This window comes from Streptomyces sp. NBC_00005 (assembly GCF_045160215.1).
Lineage (GTDB): Bacteria > Actinomycetota > Actinomycetes > Streptomycetales > Streptomycetaceae > Streptomyces.
This window is the reverse complement of sequence record NZ_CP108316.1, coordinates 7437444-7452649: the sequence shown is the minus strand read 5'-3', so window position 1 is coordinate 7452649 and position 15206 is coordinate 7437444. Positions and strand designations below refer to the sequence as shown.

Below are 15206 nucleotides of genomic sequence, written 5' to 3'. Positions count from 1 at the left end.
GCGACCCGGCGGCGCGTACTCCCGTCCGGATAAGGCAGTCTTGTCCCGTGCCCGAACCCGAAACGAGCAAGCCCGAATCCGTTGCGCCCGGCGTCCACGCGCACTCCGCGACCCTGAAGCGACTGGAGAAGTCCTCCGGCAGTCTCGCCGCGCACGCCATCGCGCGGATGGACGAGACGCTGCCGTGGTACCGGGCGATGCCGCCGGAGAACCGTTCCTGGATCGGGTTGGTCGCCCAGGCCGGTATCGCCGCCTTCACCGAGTGGTTCCGGCACCCGGACGCGCCGCAGGCCATCTCGACGGACGTGTTCGGCACGGCGCCGCGTGAGCTGACCCGGGCGATCACCCTGCGGCAGACCGTCGAGATGGTGCGGACCACGATCGAGGTCATGGAGTCCGCCATCGACGAGGTGGCCGCTCCGGGCGACGAGGGCGTACTGCGCGAGGCGCTGCTCGTGTACGCCCGGGAGATCGCCTTCGCCACCGCGCAGGTCTACGCCCAGGCCGCCGAGGCACGCGGTGCCTGGGACGCGCGCCTTGAGTCCCTGGTCGTCAACGCCGTGCTGAGCGGCGAGGCCGACGAGGGGGCCGTGAGCCGGGCCGCGGCCCTGGGGTGGAACGCGCCCGAGCATGTGTGTGTCGTCCTGGGGACCGCTCCCGACGGCGACTCCGAGCTGACCGTCGAGGCGATCCGGCGCGCCGCCCGGCACGCCAAGCTGCAGGTGCTCACCGGGGTGCTCGGGGACAGGCTCGTCGTCATCGCCGGCGGCAGCGACAATCCGATCGCCGTGGCCAAGTCGCTGATCGGGCCGTATGCGGCCGGGCCCGTCGTGGCCGGGCCCGTGGTGGCCGATCTGCTCGCCGCGACCCGGTCCGCGCAGGCCGCGGCCGCCGGGCTCAAGGCGTGTTTCGCCTGGCAGGACGCCCCGCGGCCGGTGCTCGCGGACGATCTGCTTCCGGAGCGCGCCATCGCCGGCGACCCCAGCGCGCGCGAGCAACTGGTGGAGGAGATCTACAGACCGCTCGAGGAGGCCGGGTCCGCGCTTCTGGAGACGCTCTCCGTCTATCTCGAACAGGCGAGCAGTCTGGAAGGCGCGGCCCGGATGCTCTTCGTGCATCCCAACACCGTGCGCTACCGGCTCCGACGTGTGACTGACGTCACCGGTTGGTCGCCTTCCGATGTACGCTCCGCGTTCACGCTGCGGATCGCGCTGATCCTGGGGCGTCTGGCCGATGGAGATCTCTCGGCCTAGCCTTTTGTCGGGGGTCTACAAAACCCCCTCGTGTTCTTCGTCCCTGTCCCCACGGGCGGCCGTGGCCGTCCACAAGAGAGAGTGTGAGAGTGCTCGTACTCGTCGCTCCCGGCCAGGGCGCTCAGACGCCCGGCTTCCTGACCCCCTGGCTCGACCTCCCCGGTGCCGCCGACCGCGTCGCCGCCTGGTCGGACGCCATCGGACTGGACCTCGCCCACTACGGCACCCAGGCCGACGCGGACGCGATCCGCGACACCGCCGTCGCCCAGCCGCTGCTGGTCGCCGCAGGCATCCTGTCCGCCGCGGCACTCGGTGCCGTCACGCCGGGCGCCGTAGCGGGCCACAGCGTCGGCGAGATCACCGCCGCCTCCTTCGCGGGCATCCTCGACGACACCGCCGCGCTGACCCTCGTACGCAAGCGGGGTCTGGCCATGGCCGACGCCGCCGCGATCACCGAGACCGGCATGTCGGCGCTGCTCGGCGGCGACCCCGAGGTGAGCGTCGCACACCTGGAGAAGCTGGGCCTGACCCCGGCGAACGTGAACGGCGCGGGCCAGATCGTGGCCGCGGGCACGCTGGAGCAGCTCGCCGTGCTGAACGAGGACAAGCCCGAGGGCGTCCGCAAGGTCGTCCCGCTCAAGGTCGCCGGCGCCTTCCACACGCACCACATGGCGCCCGCGGTCGACGCGCTGGCCAAGGCCGCCGCCGACCTCACCCCGGCCGACCCGAAGGTCACCTACGTCTCCAACAAGGACGGGCAGACCGTCGCCACCGGCGCGGAGGTCCTTCAGCGCCTGGTCGGCCAGGTCGCCAACCCGGTCCGCTGGGACCTGTGCATGGAGACCTTCAAGGAGCTCGGCGTCACCGCGATCGTCGAGGTCTGCCCCGGCGGCACGCTGGTCGGCCTCGCCAAGCGCGCGCTGCCGGGTGTGAAGACCCTGGCGCTCAAGACCCCTGACGACCTCGACGCGGCCCGCGAGCTCATCACTGAGCACGCCAACGCCTGACGCCCTTAAGGAGCCGTACGAACATGTCGAAGATCAAGCCCAGCAAGGGCGCCCCGTACGCGCGCATCCTGGGCGTGGGCGGCTACCGCCCGACCCGGGTCGTGCCGAACGAGGTGATCCTCGAAACGATCGACTCGTCCGACGAGTGGATCCGTTCGCGCTCCGGCATCGAGACCCGGCACTGGGCCTCCGACGAGGAGACCGTCGCCGCGATGTCGATCGAGGCGTCCGGCAAGGCGATCGCCGATGCGGGCATCTCCGCCGAGCAGATCGGCGGCGTGATCGTCTCGACCGTCTCGCACTTCAAGCAGACGCCGGCCGTGGCGACGGAGATCGCCGACAAGCTGGGCACGAACAAGGCCGCCGCCTTCGACATCTCGGCCGGCTGCGCGGGCTTCGGCTACGGCCTGACCCTCGCCAAGGGCATGGTCGTCGAGGGCAGCGCGGAGTACGTGCTCGTCATCGGCGTGGAGCGGCTGTCCGATCTGACCGACCTGGAGGACCGCGCGACGGCCTTCCTGTTCGGTGACGGCGCGGGCGCGGTCGTGGTCGGCCCCGCCAAGGAGCCGCACATCGGCCCGACCGTGTGGGGCTCGGAGGGCGACAAGTCCGAGACCATCAAGCAGACCGTGCCGTGGAACGAGTACGACAGCACGGGTAAGTTCCCTGCGATCACGCAGGAGGGCCAGGCGGTGTTCCGCTGGGCCGTGTTCGAGATGGCCAAGGTCGCCCAGCAGGCGCTGGACGCGGCCGGAATCACCCCGGACGACCTGGACGTCTTCATTCCCCACCAGGCCAACGAGCGGATCATCGACTCGATGGTGAAGACGCTGAAACTGCCGGAGCACGTCACGGTCGCGCGTGACGTGCGCACCACCGGCAACACCTCGGCCGCCTCGATTCCGCTCGCCATGGAGCGGCTTCTGGCGACCGGTGAGGCGAAGAGCGGCGACACCGCGCTCGTCATCGGCTTCGGGGCGGGTCTCGTGTACGCCGCGACGGTCGTTACCCTCCCCTAGGCACTCCGTGCCGGATCATCAGGTCCGTCACGGGTACTGCAACACCTGCCGCTGACGCGGCGGGCGCCAAACCCTCTGGAATGACAACGAAGGAGCGCCTGACATGGCCGCCACTCAGGAAGAGATCGTCGCCGGTCTCGCCGACATCGTGAACGAGATCGCCGGCATCCCGGTTGAGGACGTCCAGCTGGACAAGTCCTTCACCGACGACCTGGACGTCGACTCGCTGTCCATGGTCGAGGTCGTCGTCGCCGCCGAAGAGCGCTTCGACGTCAAGATCCCGGACGAGGATGTCAAGAACCTCAAGACGGTCGGCGACGCGACCAGCTACATCCTCACGCACCAGGCCTGAGCCTCTTAGGCCCGGCTGCTTTGCCCCGCCACCCGGCGGTGGCGCCGTTGAATCCCGATCCGTTGGAGAAAGAATTCCCGTGAGCCCGACCAATCGCACTGTGGTCGTCACCGGTATCGGCGCAACCACACCGCTGGGTGGCGACGCAGCCTCTACCTGGGAGGGTCTGATCGCCGGCAAGTCCGGCGTGAAGCCCCTGGAACAGGACTGGGCCGCCGAACAGGCGGTCCGTATCGCCGCGCCGGTCGCCGTGGAGCCCTCCGAGGTCATCCCCCGTCCGCAGGCCCGCCGCCTGGACCGCTCGGCGCAGTTCGCGCTGATCGCGGCCAAGGAGGCCTGGGCGGACGCCGGTTTCACCGACAAGGCCGGTGAGGACGCGTCCGTCGACCCCGACCGTCTTGGCGCCGTCATCGCCTCCGGCATCGGCGGCGTGACGACCCTGCTCGACCAGTACGACGTGCTCAAGGAGAAGGGCGTCCGCCGCGTCTCCCCGCACACCGTCCCCATGCTGATGCCGAACAGCCCGTCCGCCAACGTGGGCCTGCTCGTGGGCGCCCGTGCGGGCGTGCACACGCCGGTCTCCGCCTGCGCGTCGGGCGCCGAGGCCATCGGCTACGCCATCGAGATGATCCGCACCGGCCGCGCCGACGTCGTCGTCGCGGGTGGCACGGAGGCGGCCATCCACCCGCTGCCGATCGCCGCGTTCGGCAACATGATGGCGATGTCCAAGAACAACGACGACCCCCAGGGCGCCTCGCGTCCCTACGACGTCGCCCGTGACGGCTTCGTCCTCGGCGAGGGCGCCGGCGTCCTCGTACTGGAGTCCGTCGAGCACGCCGCCAAGCGCGGTGCCCGCGTGTACGCCGAGGCGGTCGGGCAGGGCATCTCCGCCGACAGCCACGACATCGTGCAGCCGGAGCCCGAGGGCAAGGGCATCTCGCACGCCCTGCAGAACCTGCTGGAGCGCACCGACCTGAACCCGGCCGAGATCGTGCACGTCAACGCGCACGCGACCTCGACGCCGGCCGGTGACGTGGCCGAGCTGAAGGCGCTGCGCAAGGTGTTCGGCGACGACGCGGACCACATGGCGGTCTCCGCGACCAAGTCGATGACCGGTCACCTGCTGGGTGGCGCGGGCGGTGTCGAGTCCGTCGCGACGATCCTCGCGCTGTACAACCGGGTCGCTCCGCCGACCATCAACGTCGAGAACCTCGACCCCGAGGCCGAGGCGAACGCGGACATCGTCCGCGGCGAGGCGCGCAAGCTGCCCGTGGAGGGCCGTATCGCCGCGCTGAACGACTCGTTCGGGTTCGGCGGGCACAACGTGGTGCTGGCGTTCCGGACGATCTGAGAAACGTTCGTACGCAACGGAAGGGCCCCCACCGGCCGGTGGGGGCCCTTCGCGTGTCCGAGAGTGTGCGAGCGTGTCGGAGAACTCAGACCACCTGATGCAGCCAGCGCACCGGGGCTCCCTCTCCCGCGTACCGGAACGGCTCCAACTCGTCGTCCCACGGCTTGCCCAGGAGCTTGGCGATCTCCGCCTCCAGGTCCGTCTCGTCGCGCTGGGACCGCGTCAGCGCCGCCCTCAACCGGTCCTCCGGGATCAGGATGTCGCCGTGGATGCCGGTGACGGCGTGGAAGATGCCGAGGTCGGGGGTGCAGCTGTAGCGCTCGCCCTCCGCGGTGGGGCAGGGCTCGGCGGTGACCTCGAAGCGCAGCAGGTGCCAGCCACGGAGGGCGGACGCGAGCTTGGAGGCAGTGCCCACCTCGCCCTTCCAGGAGAACTCCGAGCGCCAGGTGCCGGGCGCGGCGGGCTGCCGGATCCAGTCGAGGTTGACGCGCGTGCCGAGCACCCCGGCGACGGCCCACTCGACGTGCGGGCACAGCGCGCGCGGCGCGGAGTGCACGTACAGAACCCCACGTGTCGTCACCGGGACCTCCGGGCAGAGCAGGACAATCTGGCGAACTGGCGGACGGCTGCGGCCGGGCGGCCACGTTGATGGCGAGGCTACCGTGCGGCGGCGCAAGGAGTGTGACGTACCGTCGGTCCCGATGCGCTGAAACGTCCGCCATTCACCCGGCAGGACGCTAGTACGGGTGTGAACCGTTGCATGGTGCGTGGATCGGGAACTCTCGCGCGTTGTTATGGGGGGACACATCTGTACGCAGCAGGACTGGACCGAGGGGATCGCCGGCGTATGCGGAAGCGAAGCCACCGCTCACGGGTCGTTCTCGCCGCCGTGGCGGCGACCGTCCTGGGCGTCGCCGGCTGCGACGCCGTCGGTGGCAACTCCGCCGGGCCGACCCGCGGCACGGCACACAGCGCTAAGCCGACGCCGGCGTGGGACGTGAGCCCCCGCTCGGTCGCCGCCGTCGGTGACTCCATCACCCGCGGCTTCGACGCCTGTACGGTCCTGTCGGACTGCCCGGAGGTCTCCTGGGCGACCGGCAGCAGCACCCGGGTCGACAGCCTCGCCGTCCGGCTGCTGGGCAGGTCGCAGGCGGCGGAGCGCAGTTGGAACTACGCGGTGACCGGGGCGCGGATGGCGGACCTGCCCGGCCAGATGGCGCAGGCGGCGACGCGAAAGCCCCAGTTGGTGACGGTGATGGCGGGGGCGAACGACGCCTGCCGGTCCAGCGCCTCGGCCATGACCTCGGTGGACAGCTTCCGCGCCGACTTCGAGGACGCGCTGAGCACACTGCGCGAGTCCCTGCCCAGGACGCAGGTGTACGTGACGAGCGTGCCGAACCTGAAGCGGCTGTGGTCCGAGGGCCGCACCAACGCGCTGGGCAAGCAGGTGTGGAAGCTCGGCATCTGCCCGTCGATGCTGGGCGACGCGGACGCGCTGGACTCGGCGGCGACACTGCGGCGCGACACCGTGCAGAAGCGGGTGGAGGCGTACAACAAGGTGCTGAAGGAGGTCTGCGCGAAGGACCGCCGGTGCCGCTTCGACGGGGGCGCGGTCTACGACTACCGGTTCGGCACCGATCAGTTGAGCCAGTGGGACTGGTTCCATCCCAGTGTGAACGGGCAGGCGCGGCTGGCGGAGATCGCCTACCGGAAGGTCACGGCCAGGAAAGCGTGATGCTGGGGCGTGTCTTAAAGTTCCGAACATGAACGAACTCTTCGGCACACTTTCCGACGGCACCCCGGTTCACCGCTGGACCCTGGAGCGGGCCGGCGTACGGGTACGGATCCTGTCGTACGGCGGGATCGTGCAGTCGTTGGAGATCCCGGACCGGGACGGCCGGGCCGGGAACGTGGTGCTGGGGTTCGCGGACCTGGACGGCTATCTCACGCACCCGGAGCCGTACTTCGGCGCCCTCGTCGGCCGGTACGCCAACCGGATCGCGGGCGGCCGCTTCCCGCTGGACGGGGTGACCTACGCGCTCGCGCAGAACAACGCGCCCAACTCCCTGCACGGCGGCGAGCAGGGCTTCGACAAGCGCGTGTGGGACGTGACGCCCCTCGAAGAGGGGGAGTACGGAGTGCGGCTGAGCCGGGTGAGCGCGCACGGCGAGGAGGGCTTCCCCGGGCGGCTGGAGGTCTCCGTCACGTACACACTGGAGGCGGACGGCGCGCTGAGCATCGCGTACGAGGCGGTGACGGACGCGCCGACCGTGGTGAACCCGACGAACCACAGCTATTTCAACCTCGGCGGCTCGGGGAACGCCGGCGGCCACGAACTGCGGCTCGCCGCCTCCCGCTTCACCCCGGTCGACGCCGACCTGATCCCGACCGGTGACCTCGCCGACGTCGCGGGCACGCGCTTCGACTTCCGTGAGGCACGGAAGACCGGCGCCGGGTACGACCACAACTTCGTGCTCGACGGCGGGGTGACCGAGGCCGCCCGGGAGGTCGCCGAGCTGCACGACCCGGCGTCCGGACGGGTCCTGACCGTGGCGACCACCGAACCCGGCCTCCAGCTGTACACCGCGGACCACCTGTCCGAGCCCTTCGCGCCCGGCGACGGCATCGCGCTGGAGACCCAGCACTTCCCCGACTCCCCGAACCGGCCCGAGTTCCCGAGTACCGTGCTGCGGCCGGGCGCGGTGTTCAGGTCGCAGACGGTCTACGGGTTCGGCACCCGCTAGCGACGGGAGAACGCACGAGCCCCGGTCCAGGGGTCAGGTCCCGGACCGGGGCTGTTCGTGAGGGACTTGCCCCGGATCAGACGTTAATAGTCGCGGTGAGGCGACGGTCCGTGATCGAGCGGCTCACCTGGATCTCGTACGAACCCTTCACAAACGACCATGAGTTGGCCGCCTCGTCCCAGGTCTCGAAGGCGCGGCGGGGAATCCGGATCACCGCTTCGGCCGTCTCGCCGGGGGCCGCCTCGACGCCCGCGAAGCCCGCCAGCCGGCGCGCCGGGCGGTCGGGGCCGGGCTCGGCCGGCGCCAGGTAGACCTGCACCACCTCCCGGCCCGCGCGCTCTCCGGAGTTGCGGACGCGGACCTTGGCGGTGGTGCCCTCGACCTCGACGGACTCGTACGTCCAGTCGGTGTAGCCGAGTCCGTGGCCGAAGGGATAGGAGGGGGTGCGGCCCTCCTTCTCCCAGGCGCGATAGCCGATGAAGACGTCCTCGGTGTACGGGAGTTGACCGTCCTTCGGCACCACCTGGGTGACCGGTGCCTCGGACAGGGAGCCCCAGGTGGTGGGGAGGCGGCCGCCCGGCTCGTGCGCGCCCGTGAGCACGTCCGCCAGGGCCGCGCCGCCCTCCTGGCCGGGGAACCAGCTGAGCAGGACCGCGGCGACGTCCTCGCGCCACGGAAGCTCCACCGGGGAGCCGGAGTTGACGACCACGACGGTGTTGGGGTTGGCGGCGGCGACGGCGCGGACCAGTTCGTCCTGGCGGCCCGGGAGGGTGAGGTCCCCCCGGTCGAAGCCCTCCGACTCGACGCGGTCGGTGGTGGCGACGACCACGACGGCCGTGTCGGCGGCGCGGGCGGCCTCGACGGCCTCGGCGATCAGCTCGTCGGCGTCGCGCTGCGGCTCCTGGTGTGCGAGGGCGTAGGCGACGACCTTGAAGGGGATCTCCTCGGGGAGCGCGAAGACGTGGGTGAGGGAGACCTCGACCGGTTCGCCCGCGGTGAGTTCGGCCTGGGCGCGGGGCACCGGGGCGCCGAAGAACGCCTCGAAGGGGTCGCTGTCGTCGGTGGGGCGCTGGACGTCGTCGTAGTACGTCGTACCGCCGACGGTCAGGGTGAAGGCGCCGGTGCCCTTGATGCCGAAGGTGTGCGGGCCGGTGTCGCGCGGGGTGAAGGTGCCGGTCAGCTCGACGGTGTGCAGGCTGTCGTGGGTGACGCCCTCGGGGAGGTCCGAACCCATCCACTGGATCTGGCCGTTGGGGGCGGAACCGGTGCCGATGACGTTCGCGTCGGCGTCCCGGCACAGGGCCCGCAGCTCGAATCCCCTGTCGGCGACGGCGAGTTCGGTGTTCGGGTCGGCGCCGACGGCGTAGCTGAGGGTGCCCTCGGGGAGGGCGGCGGTGAGGCCGTCGAGCGGGGAGACGACGCGGGCTGGGAAGACGGTGGCGGAGCCACCGCCGAGAACGCGGGCGTCGCGGGCGGCGGCGCCGATCAGCGCGACGGTGCCTGGCTGCAGGGGCAGGGCGCCGTTCTCGTTCCGTACGAGGACGAAGCCGCGGCGGGCGATCTCGCGGGCCAGGGCCTCGCCGTCGACCGTGTCCGGCAGTTCGGTCACGGCGGGCTCGGCGCTCTCCAGGGCGCCGACGCGGGCGGCGAGCCGCAGGACGTTGCGCACGGCCTCGTCGACGGTCGCCTCCTCGACCTTGCCGTCCCGTACCGCCTGGGCGAGGGGTTCGCCATAGACGGTCCGCGGGCCGGGCATGGCGACGTCGAGGCCGCCCTCGATCGCGCCCGTCGTCGACCGGGCGGCCATCCAGTCGGAGACGTTGTAGCCGTCGAAGCCCCATTCGCCGCGCAGGACCTCGTTGACCAGGTAGCGGTGCTCGGTCATCGTCGTGCCGTTGACCGTGTTGTAGGCGGTCATGATGCCCCAGGGGTGGGCGTTCTCGACGATGAGCTCGAAGGGGGCCAAGTAGAGCTCGCGCAGGGCGCGTTCGGAGACCAGGTTGTCGACCGTGAAGCGGTCGGTCTCGGCGTCGTTGGCGACGAAGTGCTTGACGGTCGTGCCGACGCCGCCCGACTGGACGCCGTTCACATAGCCCGCGCCGATCAGGCCGGTCAGATACGGGTCCTCGCTGTACGCCTCGAAGTGCCGGCCGCCGAGCGGAGAGCGATGGAGATTGACCGTCGGGGCGAGCAGCACGTGGACGCCCTTGCGGCGGGCCTCCTGGGCGAGCAACGTGCCTGCGCGGCGGGCGAGTTCCGGGTCCCAGGTCGCGGCGAGGGCGGTCGGGGACGGCAGGGCGACGGAGGTGTCGTCGGCGGTCCAGCGCACGCCGCGGACACCGATCGGGCCGTCCGACATGACGAGGGACTTCAGGCCGATCTCCGGCAGGGCGGGCAGGGACCAGGTGTCCTGGCCGGACAGCAGCCGGGCCTTCGCGTCCAGGTCCAGCTTGCCGAGTGCCGCCTCCACGGCCGCCTCGCGCGCCTGGTCGGCCGGAGCGGTTCCGGGGGTTCCCGCCATCGAGTGCCTCCTCGTCGAGTGATGTCGTCCTGGGACCCATCGTGCACCCGTTACCTGTAACGCGGTAGGTTTCGTTATCGTGCCGTAATATTTGCGGTACGGGGATGCCGTACGGTGACGCCATGAACGCCAGGGTCAGGAGCGAGGAACGGCGCGCGGAGATAGTCCGGGCGGCGCTGGAGGTGATCGCCGAGCGCGGTTACCGGGGTGCCAGCCTGGCCGCGGTCGCGGAGCGCGTGGGGCTCACCCAGCAGGGGCTGCTGCACCACTTCCCGACCAAGGACGCGCTGCTCGTCGCCGTGCTCGAGGAGCGCGACCAGTGGGACGCGGTGCCAGACTCCCAGTGGCGGGTCGACCTGCTGGCCTCGCTGGTCGAGTACAACGCGATGCGGCCCGGCATCATCCAGACCTTCTCGGCGCTGCTGGGCGAGAGCGTCACGGAGGGGCATCCGGCGCGGACGTACTTCACCGACCGCTACCGGCAGGTGCGGGAGAGCATGGCGGCGGTGCTGCGCGCCGAGTACGGCGAGCGGCTGCCGAACGGGCTCACCCCGGAACGCACCGCCCCCCTCCTGGTCGCGGTGATGGACGGCCTGCAGTACCAGTGGCTGCTGGACCCGGAGTCGGTGGACATGCCGGGCGCGTTCCGGGACTTCCTGGCGCTGCTGGGCGAGGAGAGCTGAACTCCCCCGCTACTGGCGCCAGATGACGGCGAGGGTCTTGCTCACCGCGCAGACGGCGGCGAAGGCGATGGCCCAGCTCACGGCCCCGGCGACGAACAGCGCGGCCACCCCGGCCCCGAACCACAGCAGTTCGAAGCCGACGCGGACCGCGCCACGGGTCTTGTACGACGCCTTCTGCGAGCCGAACAGCGCCCACAGCGCGATCAGTACGACCGGGGCGCCGAGGCCCAGCAGCCAGGTGAGCGGGGTCGACACATCGCGGGTGAAGCCCCAGTGGCCGACGGCGGCGAGGGCGCCGAGTTCGATGAGGAAGAGTACGCCCAGGTTCGCTGCCTTCGCTGTCTTCACGTGCGGCAGTATCACCTGCCGGCCGGTACCGCCGCCACGACTTCGATCTCCACCAGGGCCTCCGGCCTGAACAGCCGGGGCACCTCGAAGGTCATGCTGGTCGGCGGGGTGCCCGTCAGGAACTCGCGCCGCACGGAACCGTAGGCGTCGAGCCTCGTGATGTCGGTGAGGTAGGTGCGGATGTTGATGACGTCCGCCAGCGTCGCTCCGTGCGCCTTCAGCAGGGCGTCGATGGTCTCGAACACCCCGCGCGTCTGCTCGGCAAGGGTGGCACCCTCGGCGATCTGCCCCGAGAGGAACAACAGGGCGCTGCCGTCGGCGTGTTCGACACGGGCGACCTGGGAGTAGTAGGGGCTCAGCGGCTGTGGTGCGGAAGCGGGACTGCCCACGGTGATCTGCATGCCGTCGACGCTAGGTCTGCGTGTGCGATGCGACAAGCGAATGTCTAGCATGGCTGACATGCCACATTCGCATCGCGAGCCGGACCTCTCCACCGTCTGGCTGCGGGTGTTCCTGGAGGTCGCACGGCACGGTTCGTTCACGGTGGCCGCGCGGGCGCTCGGCTGGACGCAGTCCGCGGTGTCGCGGCAGGTCTCCTCGCTGGAGGCGGCGTTGGGCGGTGCGCCGCTCTTCGACCGGCTGCCGCGCGGTGTGCGGCTCACGGAGGCCGGCCGGGTGCTCGTCCCGCACGCGGAGACCGTCGCCGAGACGCTGCACGGCGCCGTGCGCGAACTGGCCGCACTGCGCCAAGTGGCGGGCGGGCGGCTGCGGTTCGGGGCGTTCGCCACGGCCGACGCGGCGCTGGTGCCGCACGCCCTGGCCGCGTTCCGCGCCCGCCACCCCGGCGTCCGGCTCTCCCGCGAGGAGGGTCTCACCCCCGGGCTCCTGGACCGGCTGACCGCGGGCCACCTCGACCTGGCGGTCGTCTCGACGACCGGCCGCGCGCCCCTGGAGTCGTACGAACTGCACCACCTCCTCGACGAGTCGCTGTACGTCGCCGTCCCGGCCGACCACCCCCTCGCCGGCCGGGAGGACCCGGTGCGGCTCGGTCAACTCGCCGACGCCGACTGGATCTCCGGCAGTTCCCGCCCCGAGGGAACTCTCCTGGACGCGGCCCTGCGCCAGGGTTTCCGTCCGCGCGTGACGCACGTCGTCGGCGAGTGGACGGCCAAGCAGGGGTACGTCGCGGCAGGCTTGGGAGTCACTCTGGTCCCCGCCCTGGCGGCCGAGTCCGTACGCCCGGACGTCGCACTGCTGCCGGTGCTGGACGAGGGGGCTCCGGCGCGGGCGGTGTACGCGGCGACGGCGCGGGGGCGGTCGTCGGCACCGGCGGTGGAGGTGTTCGTGGCGGCGCTGCGGGAGGCGGCGGCCCGTATCCCGGGGTAGGTACGCGTACTCAGGCGCCCGGCCACCCCCGGAGTCGACGATGAGCCGCATGAGGTGGAGAAACACCGTCGCGGTGATCGCGCTCCTGCCCCTCGACTTCCTTGTCGTGGGCTACGGATGGCTCGTGGCCGGGATGACCGGGTGGGCGGCGAACTTCGACGAGCAGCCGTACGATCCGCCGTTCGCCGAACTGGGCACGGTGTGCGGGGTGGTGGCGGCCGTCGGGGTGGTGCTGTGGTGCGCCCGGTTGCGGGGAGCAGCCCTGTTCCAGGCGGTTCCGCTGGCCGCGCTCCTCGCGCTGATGATGCCCACCTGACACACCGGCACCATGGCGTAGACCACTTCCGTCACGCGATACTGCGGCCGTCCCGCACCACGCTTCCCCACAGCGACGGAAGGACCTGAACTGCCGTGACCTCCCTACCTGTTCGTGTTCGGATCGGCGTCCTAGGACTGGCCCTGGCGGCAGGGCTCACCGCCCCCGCCACGGCGAGCGCGGCCGATACGGCCCCCTCCCCCACCGTCGAGGAACAGCGCCTGGACAAGGCCGCGCCCCAGGAGATCCTCCAGCGGTCCGGGTTCGACGTCGTGGCGCCTCGGCTGGCCCGGGAGTTGGACGCGGTGCACTCCTACGCGGCGGCACGGCGGACCGTGATGCACGAGGGGTCCGCGCTGTGGCGGCGGGCGGTCGAACGGGCGCAGGGGCGCGGCCCGGCGGGCGGGGACCTGGCTCGGGACGACGACCGGCCGCTGTACTGGGCCCGGCTCGGGATGACGCGGGAAGTGCGCACCTGGGAGCCGGAGTTCGGGCTCAGCGATGCTCAACGGACGGCGCTGCTGGATGAGTTGGAGCGGACGTCGCGGGGGCAGACCGAGGTCCGCTACCCGCACGGCAAGAAGCTCGGGCGAGTCCTCGTCACCGGCTTCGATCCGTTCACGCTCGACCGGGACATCCGGATCTCCAACCCCTCCGGGGCCACCGCGCTCGCCCTCGACGGCACGGTGATCCAGACGGCGCACGGGCCCGCGCGGGTCGAGACGGTGGTGTTCCCGGTGCGCTGGCAGGACTTCGCGGAGGGGACCGTGGAGCGCACGCTGCGGCCGTATCTGAAGAAGGTGGATCTCTTCACGACCGTGAGCCAGGGGCGGGTCGGGCGGTTCGACGTGGAGCGGACCAACGGGGCCTGGCGGGGCGGGTTCCCGGACAACGACAACGTCAGCAGGACGGAGACCGTCCCGGTCACCGGCCCGGCCTCGCAGCCGCAGTGGACGTCGACGACCCTGCCGTACAAGGAGATCGTGGCCGCGGACACGGGACGGTTCCCGGTGTACGACCACACGGAGGTGACCGAGATCCCGGCGGGCGGCACCGATGCCGTCGTACGGCCGGACGGGCCGACCCCCGGCTCGACCGCGCGGGCGGGTGGCGGCGGCGACTACCTCTCCAACGAGATCGCCTACCGGGCGACGCTGCTGCGGGACCGGCTCGGGCTGCACGACAGCCTGCCGGGCGGCCATGTGCACACGCCGGTCCTGCAGTTCGGGACGGGCAACACCGATCCGGCGACCGGGAAGGTCACGGACCCGGAGTTCCTGCAGAACCGGCGGGACATCATCGCGCAGGTGCGGGCGATCCTGACCGTGGCGATCGAGGCGGGTACGCCGGTCAGGAAGTGATGTCCTCGTCCTCCGGTTCCCCGGCGGCGACGGCCTCGCCCTCGTCGATCTCCTCGCCGATCAGTTCCCGGGCGAGCAGCGTCGCGCCCGCGACCGCGCCCGGCATCAGGAAGACCGCCACGAACGGGACCACGAAGGCCACGGCCAGCGGTGTGCCGAAACCCCAGACCAGGGCCCTGCGGGAACGGAGCAGGGTGAGGCGGGCGCGCAGGTCGATGCCGCGGCGCTGGAGGGCCACGGCGGCCAGTTCCTCGGTGAGGAAGAACCCGGTGACGAAGAAGCCGATCACTGGGATCAGCGTCTGCCCGACGACGGGGACGAAGCCCAGCGCGAAGAGCAGGATGCCCCAGAGCGCGGCGCGGACGACGATGCGGAGGCTGTCGCGCGCAGAGATCCACAGCTCGCGCCAGAGGGGGAGGCCGGACTCGGGGGCGGTGCCGTCCGGGGAGACGTCACGGTCGACCTTCTCGGAGAGGTTCTCGTAGAAGGGCTGGCCGACCAGGAGCGTGACCGCGGTGAAGGTGACGACGGAGAGGAGCAGGCCGAGGGCGAAGAGGACGGCGGTGAGGAAGCCGCGGAAGAGGCCCTGCCATGGGCTCGACCAGTCGTCGGCGAAGGGGGTCGCCCAGGCGACGGCGTCCTCGCCCCAGAGGGCGAGTGCGGTGAGCGCTGCCGCGTAGAGGACGAGGGTTATCAGGCCTGGCAGTAGGCCGAAGCCGTACTGCTTGCCGTGCCTGGCCACCCATCGCTGGCCCTGCAGGAGGTATGTGAAGCCCGCCCCAAGATCTCGCATGGGGGAACTTTATCGGGCCGGGTCCTTTCAGCCCGTCCGGCGTTTGAGGACGAGGCCCGTTCAGGGCCGAAG

16 protein-coding genes are annotated in these 15206 nt (G+C 71.3%); 11 read left to right on the top strand and 5 right to left on the bottom strand.

All coding sequences use genetic code 11. From position 1 onward, the window contains the following. Positions 1-47: 47 nt before the first annotated feature. The 5 genes from OG303_RS34140 (at position 48) to fabF (ending at position 4982) form a co-directional block, all read left to right on the top strand. On the top strand, positions 48-1253 hold the full coding sequence (locus OG303_RS34140) for a PucR family transcriptional regulator (protein WP_405873277.1): 1206 nt from the start codon (positions 48-50) through the stop codon (positions 1251-1253). Positions 1254-1342: 89 nt separating this feature from the next. Then, positions 1343-2260 (top strand): ACP S-malonyltransferase, encoded by a 918-nt coding sequence (locus OG303_RS34135; RefSeq protein ID WP_405873275.1) that lies wholly within the window; start codon positions 1343-1345, stop codon positions 2258-2260. A 23-nt stretch (positions 2261-2283) separates the two neighbouring features. Beyond that, on the top strand, positions 2284-3279 hold the full coding sequence (locus tag OG303_RS34130) for a ketoacyl-ACP synthase III (protein WP_405873274.1): 996 nt from the start codon (positions 2284-2286) through the stop codon (positions 3277-3279). Between the two features lie 103 nt (positions 3280-3382). After that, positions 3383-3631 carry an acyl carrier protein gene (locus OG303_RS34125; protein WP_067431911.1) on the top strand — a complete coding sequence of 83 codons (249 nt, stop codon included), beginning with the start codon at positions 3383-3385 and terminating at the stop codon, positions 3629-3631. 79 nt (positions 3632-3710) lie between these two features. After that, positions 3711-4982, top strand: a complete 1272-nt coding sequence (fabF, locus tag OG303_RS34120; RefSeq protein ID WP_405873272.1) for a beta-ketoacyl-ACP synthase II — start codon at positions 3711-3713, stop codon at positions 4980-4982. Between the two features lie 85 nt (positions 4983-5067). Here the strand turns inward: fabF and OG303_RS34115 are convergent, their stop codons facing one another. Next, positions 5068-5562, bottom strand: a complete 495-nt coding sequence (locus OG303_RS34115) for a DUF3145 domain-containing protein (protein WP_360823197.1) — start codon at positions 5560-5562, stop codon at positions 5068-5070. Between the two features lie 267 nt (positions 5563-5829). Between OG303_RS34115 and OG303_RS34110 the strand changes: the two genes are divergently transcribed. Both OG303_RS34110 and OG303_RS34105 read left to right on the top strand, forming a co-directional pair. Beyond that, on the top strand, positions 5830-6717 hold the full coding sequence (locus tag OG303_RS34110; protein ID WP_405873270.1) for an SGNH/GDSL hydrolase family protein: 888 nt from the start codon (positions 5830-5832) through the stop codon (positions 6715-6717). Between the two features lie 28 nt (positions 6718-6745). Beyond that, on the top strand, positions 6746-7726 hold the full coding sequence (locus tag OG303_RS34105) for an aldose epimerase family protein (RefSeq protein ID WP_405873269.1): 981 nt from the start codon (positions 6746-6748) through the stop codon (positions 7724-7726). A 76-nt stretch (positions 7727-7802) separates the two neighbouring features. Here the strand turns inward: OG303_RS34105 and OG303_RS34100 are convergent, their stop codons facing one another. Next, on the bottom strand, positions 7803-10247 hold the full coding sequence (locus OG303_RS34100; protein ID WP_405873268.1) for a beta-glucosidase: 2445 nt from the start codon (positions 10245-10247) through the stop codon (positions 7803-7805). A gap of 104 nt (positions 10248-10351) precedes the next feature. On the opposite strand from OG303_RS34100, the gene OG303_RS34095 reads away from it, so the two are divergent. Continuing rightward, entirely contained in the window at positions 10352-10930 is a 579-nt protein-coding gene (locus tag OG303_RS34095) for a TetR/AcrR family transcriptional regulator (RefSeq protein ID WP_405873267.1), read from the top strand. Between the two features lie 9 nt (positions 10931-10939). Here OG303_RS34095 and OG303_RS34090 read toward each other — a convergent pair whose 3' ends face one another. Continuing rightward, positions 10940-11278, bottom strand: a complete 339-nt coding sequence (locus tag OG303_RS34090; protein ID WP_405873266.1) for a YrdB family protein — start codon at positions 11276-11278, stop codon at positions 10940-10942. Between the two features lie 11 nt (positions 11279-11289). After that, complete coding sequence (locus OG303_RS34085) at positions 11290-11679, bottom strand: RidA family protein (protein ID WP_405873265.1); 390 nt, start codon at positions 11677-11679, stop codon at positions 11290-11292. A gap of 49 nt (positions 11680-11728) precedes the next feature. Here OG303_RS34085 and OG303_RS34080 point away from each other — a divergent pair, with 49 nt between their 5' ends. The 3 genes from OG303_RS34080 to OG303_RS34070 all read left to right on the top strand — a co-directional run bounded on the left by OG303_RS34080 (position 11729) and on the right by OG303_RS34070 (position 14341). Then, complete coding sequence (locus OG303_RS34080; RefSeq protein WP_405873264.1) at positions 11729-12664, top strand: LysR family transcriptional regulator; 936 nt, start codon at positions 11729-11731, stop codon at positions 12662-12664. Positions 12665-12713: 49 nt separating this feature from the next. Further along, positions 12714-12980, top strand: coding sequence for a hypothetical protein (locus OG303_RS34075; protein WP_405873262.1), 267 nt, complete (start codon positions 12714-12716; stop codon positions 12978-12980). 95 nt (positions 12981-13075) lie between these two features. Beyond that, positions 13076-14341, top strand: a complete 1266-nt coding sequence (locus OG303_RS34070) for a pyroglutamyl peptidase (protein WP_405873261.1) — start codon at positions 13076-13078, stop codon at positions 14339-14341. On the opposite strand, the gene OG303_RS34065 is transcribed toward OG303_RS34070, so the two are convergent. Beyond that, entirely contained in the window at positions 14331-15134 is an 804-nt protein-coding gene (locus OG303_RS34065; RefSeq protein WP_405873259.1) for an EI24 domain-containing protein, read from the bottom strand. The genes OG303_RS34070 and OG303_RS34065 overlap by 11 nt on opposite strands. Between the last annotated feature and the right edge of the window lie 72 nt (positions 15135-15206).

Coding starts and splice junctions, on each gene's coding strand:
- OG303_RS34110 (WP_405873270.1), top strand. CDS start 5,830: ATGCGGAAGCGAAGCCACCGCTCACGGGTCGTTCTCGCCGCCGTGGCG.
- OG303_RS34105 (WP_405873269.1), top strand. CDS start 6,746: ATGAACGAACTCTTCGGCACACTTTCCGACGGCACCCCGGTTCACCGC.
- OG303_RS34075 (WP_405873262.1), top strand. CDS start 12,714: ATGAGGTGGAGAAACACCGTCGCGGTGATCGCGCTCCTGCCCCTCGAC.
- OG303_RS34065 (WP_405873259.1), bottom strand. CDS start 15,134: ATGCGAGATCTTGGGGCGGGCTTCACATACCTCCTGCAGGGCCAGCGA.
- OG303_RS34080 (WP_405873264.1), top strand. CDS start 11,729: ATGGCTGACATGCCACATTCGCATCGCGAGCCGGACCTCTCCACCGTC.
- OG303_RS34100 (WP_405873268.1), bottom strand. CDS start 10,247: ATGGCGGGAACCCCCGGAACCGCTCCGGCCGACCAGGCGCGCGAGGCG.
- OG303_RS34125 (WP_067431911.1), top strand. CDS start 3,383: ATGGCCGCCACTCAGGAAGAGATCGTCGCCGGTCTCGCCGACATCGTG.
- OG303_RS34085 (WP_405873265.1), bottom strand. CDS start 11,679: ATGCAGATCACCGTGGGCAGTCCCGCTTCCGCACCACAGCCGCTGAGC.
- OG303_RS34130 (WP_405873274.1), top strand. CDS start 2,284: ATGTCGAAGATCAAGCCCAGCAAGGGCGCCCCGTACGCGCGCATCCTG.
- OG303_RS34095 (WP_405873267.1), top strand. CDS start 10,352: ATGCCGTACGGTGACGCCATGAACGCCAGGGTCAGGAGCGAGGAACGG.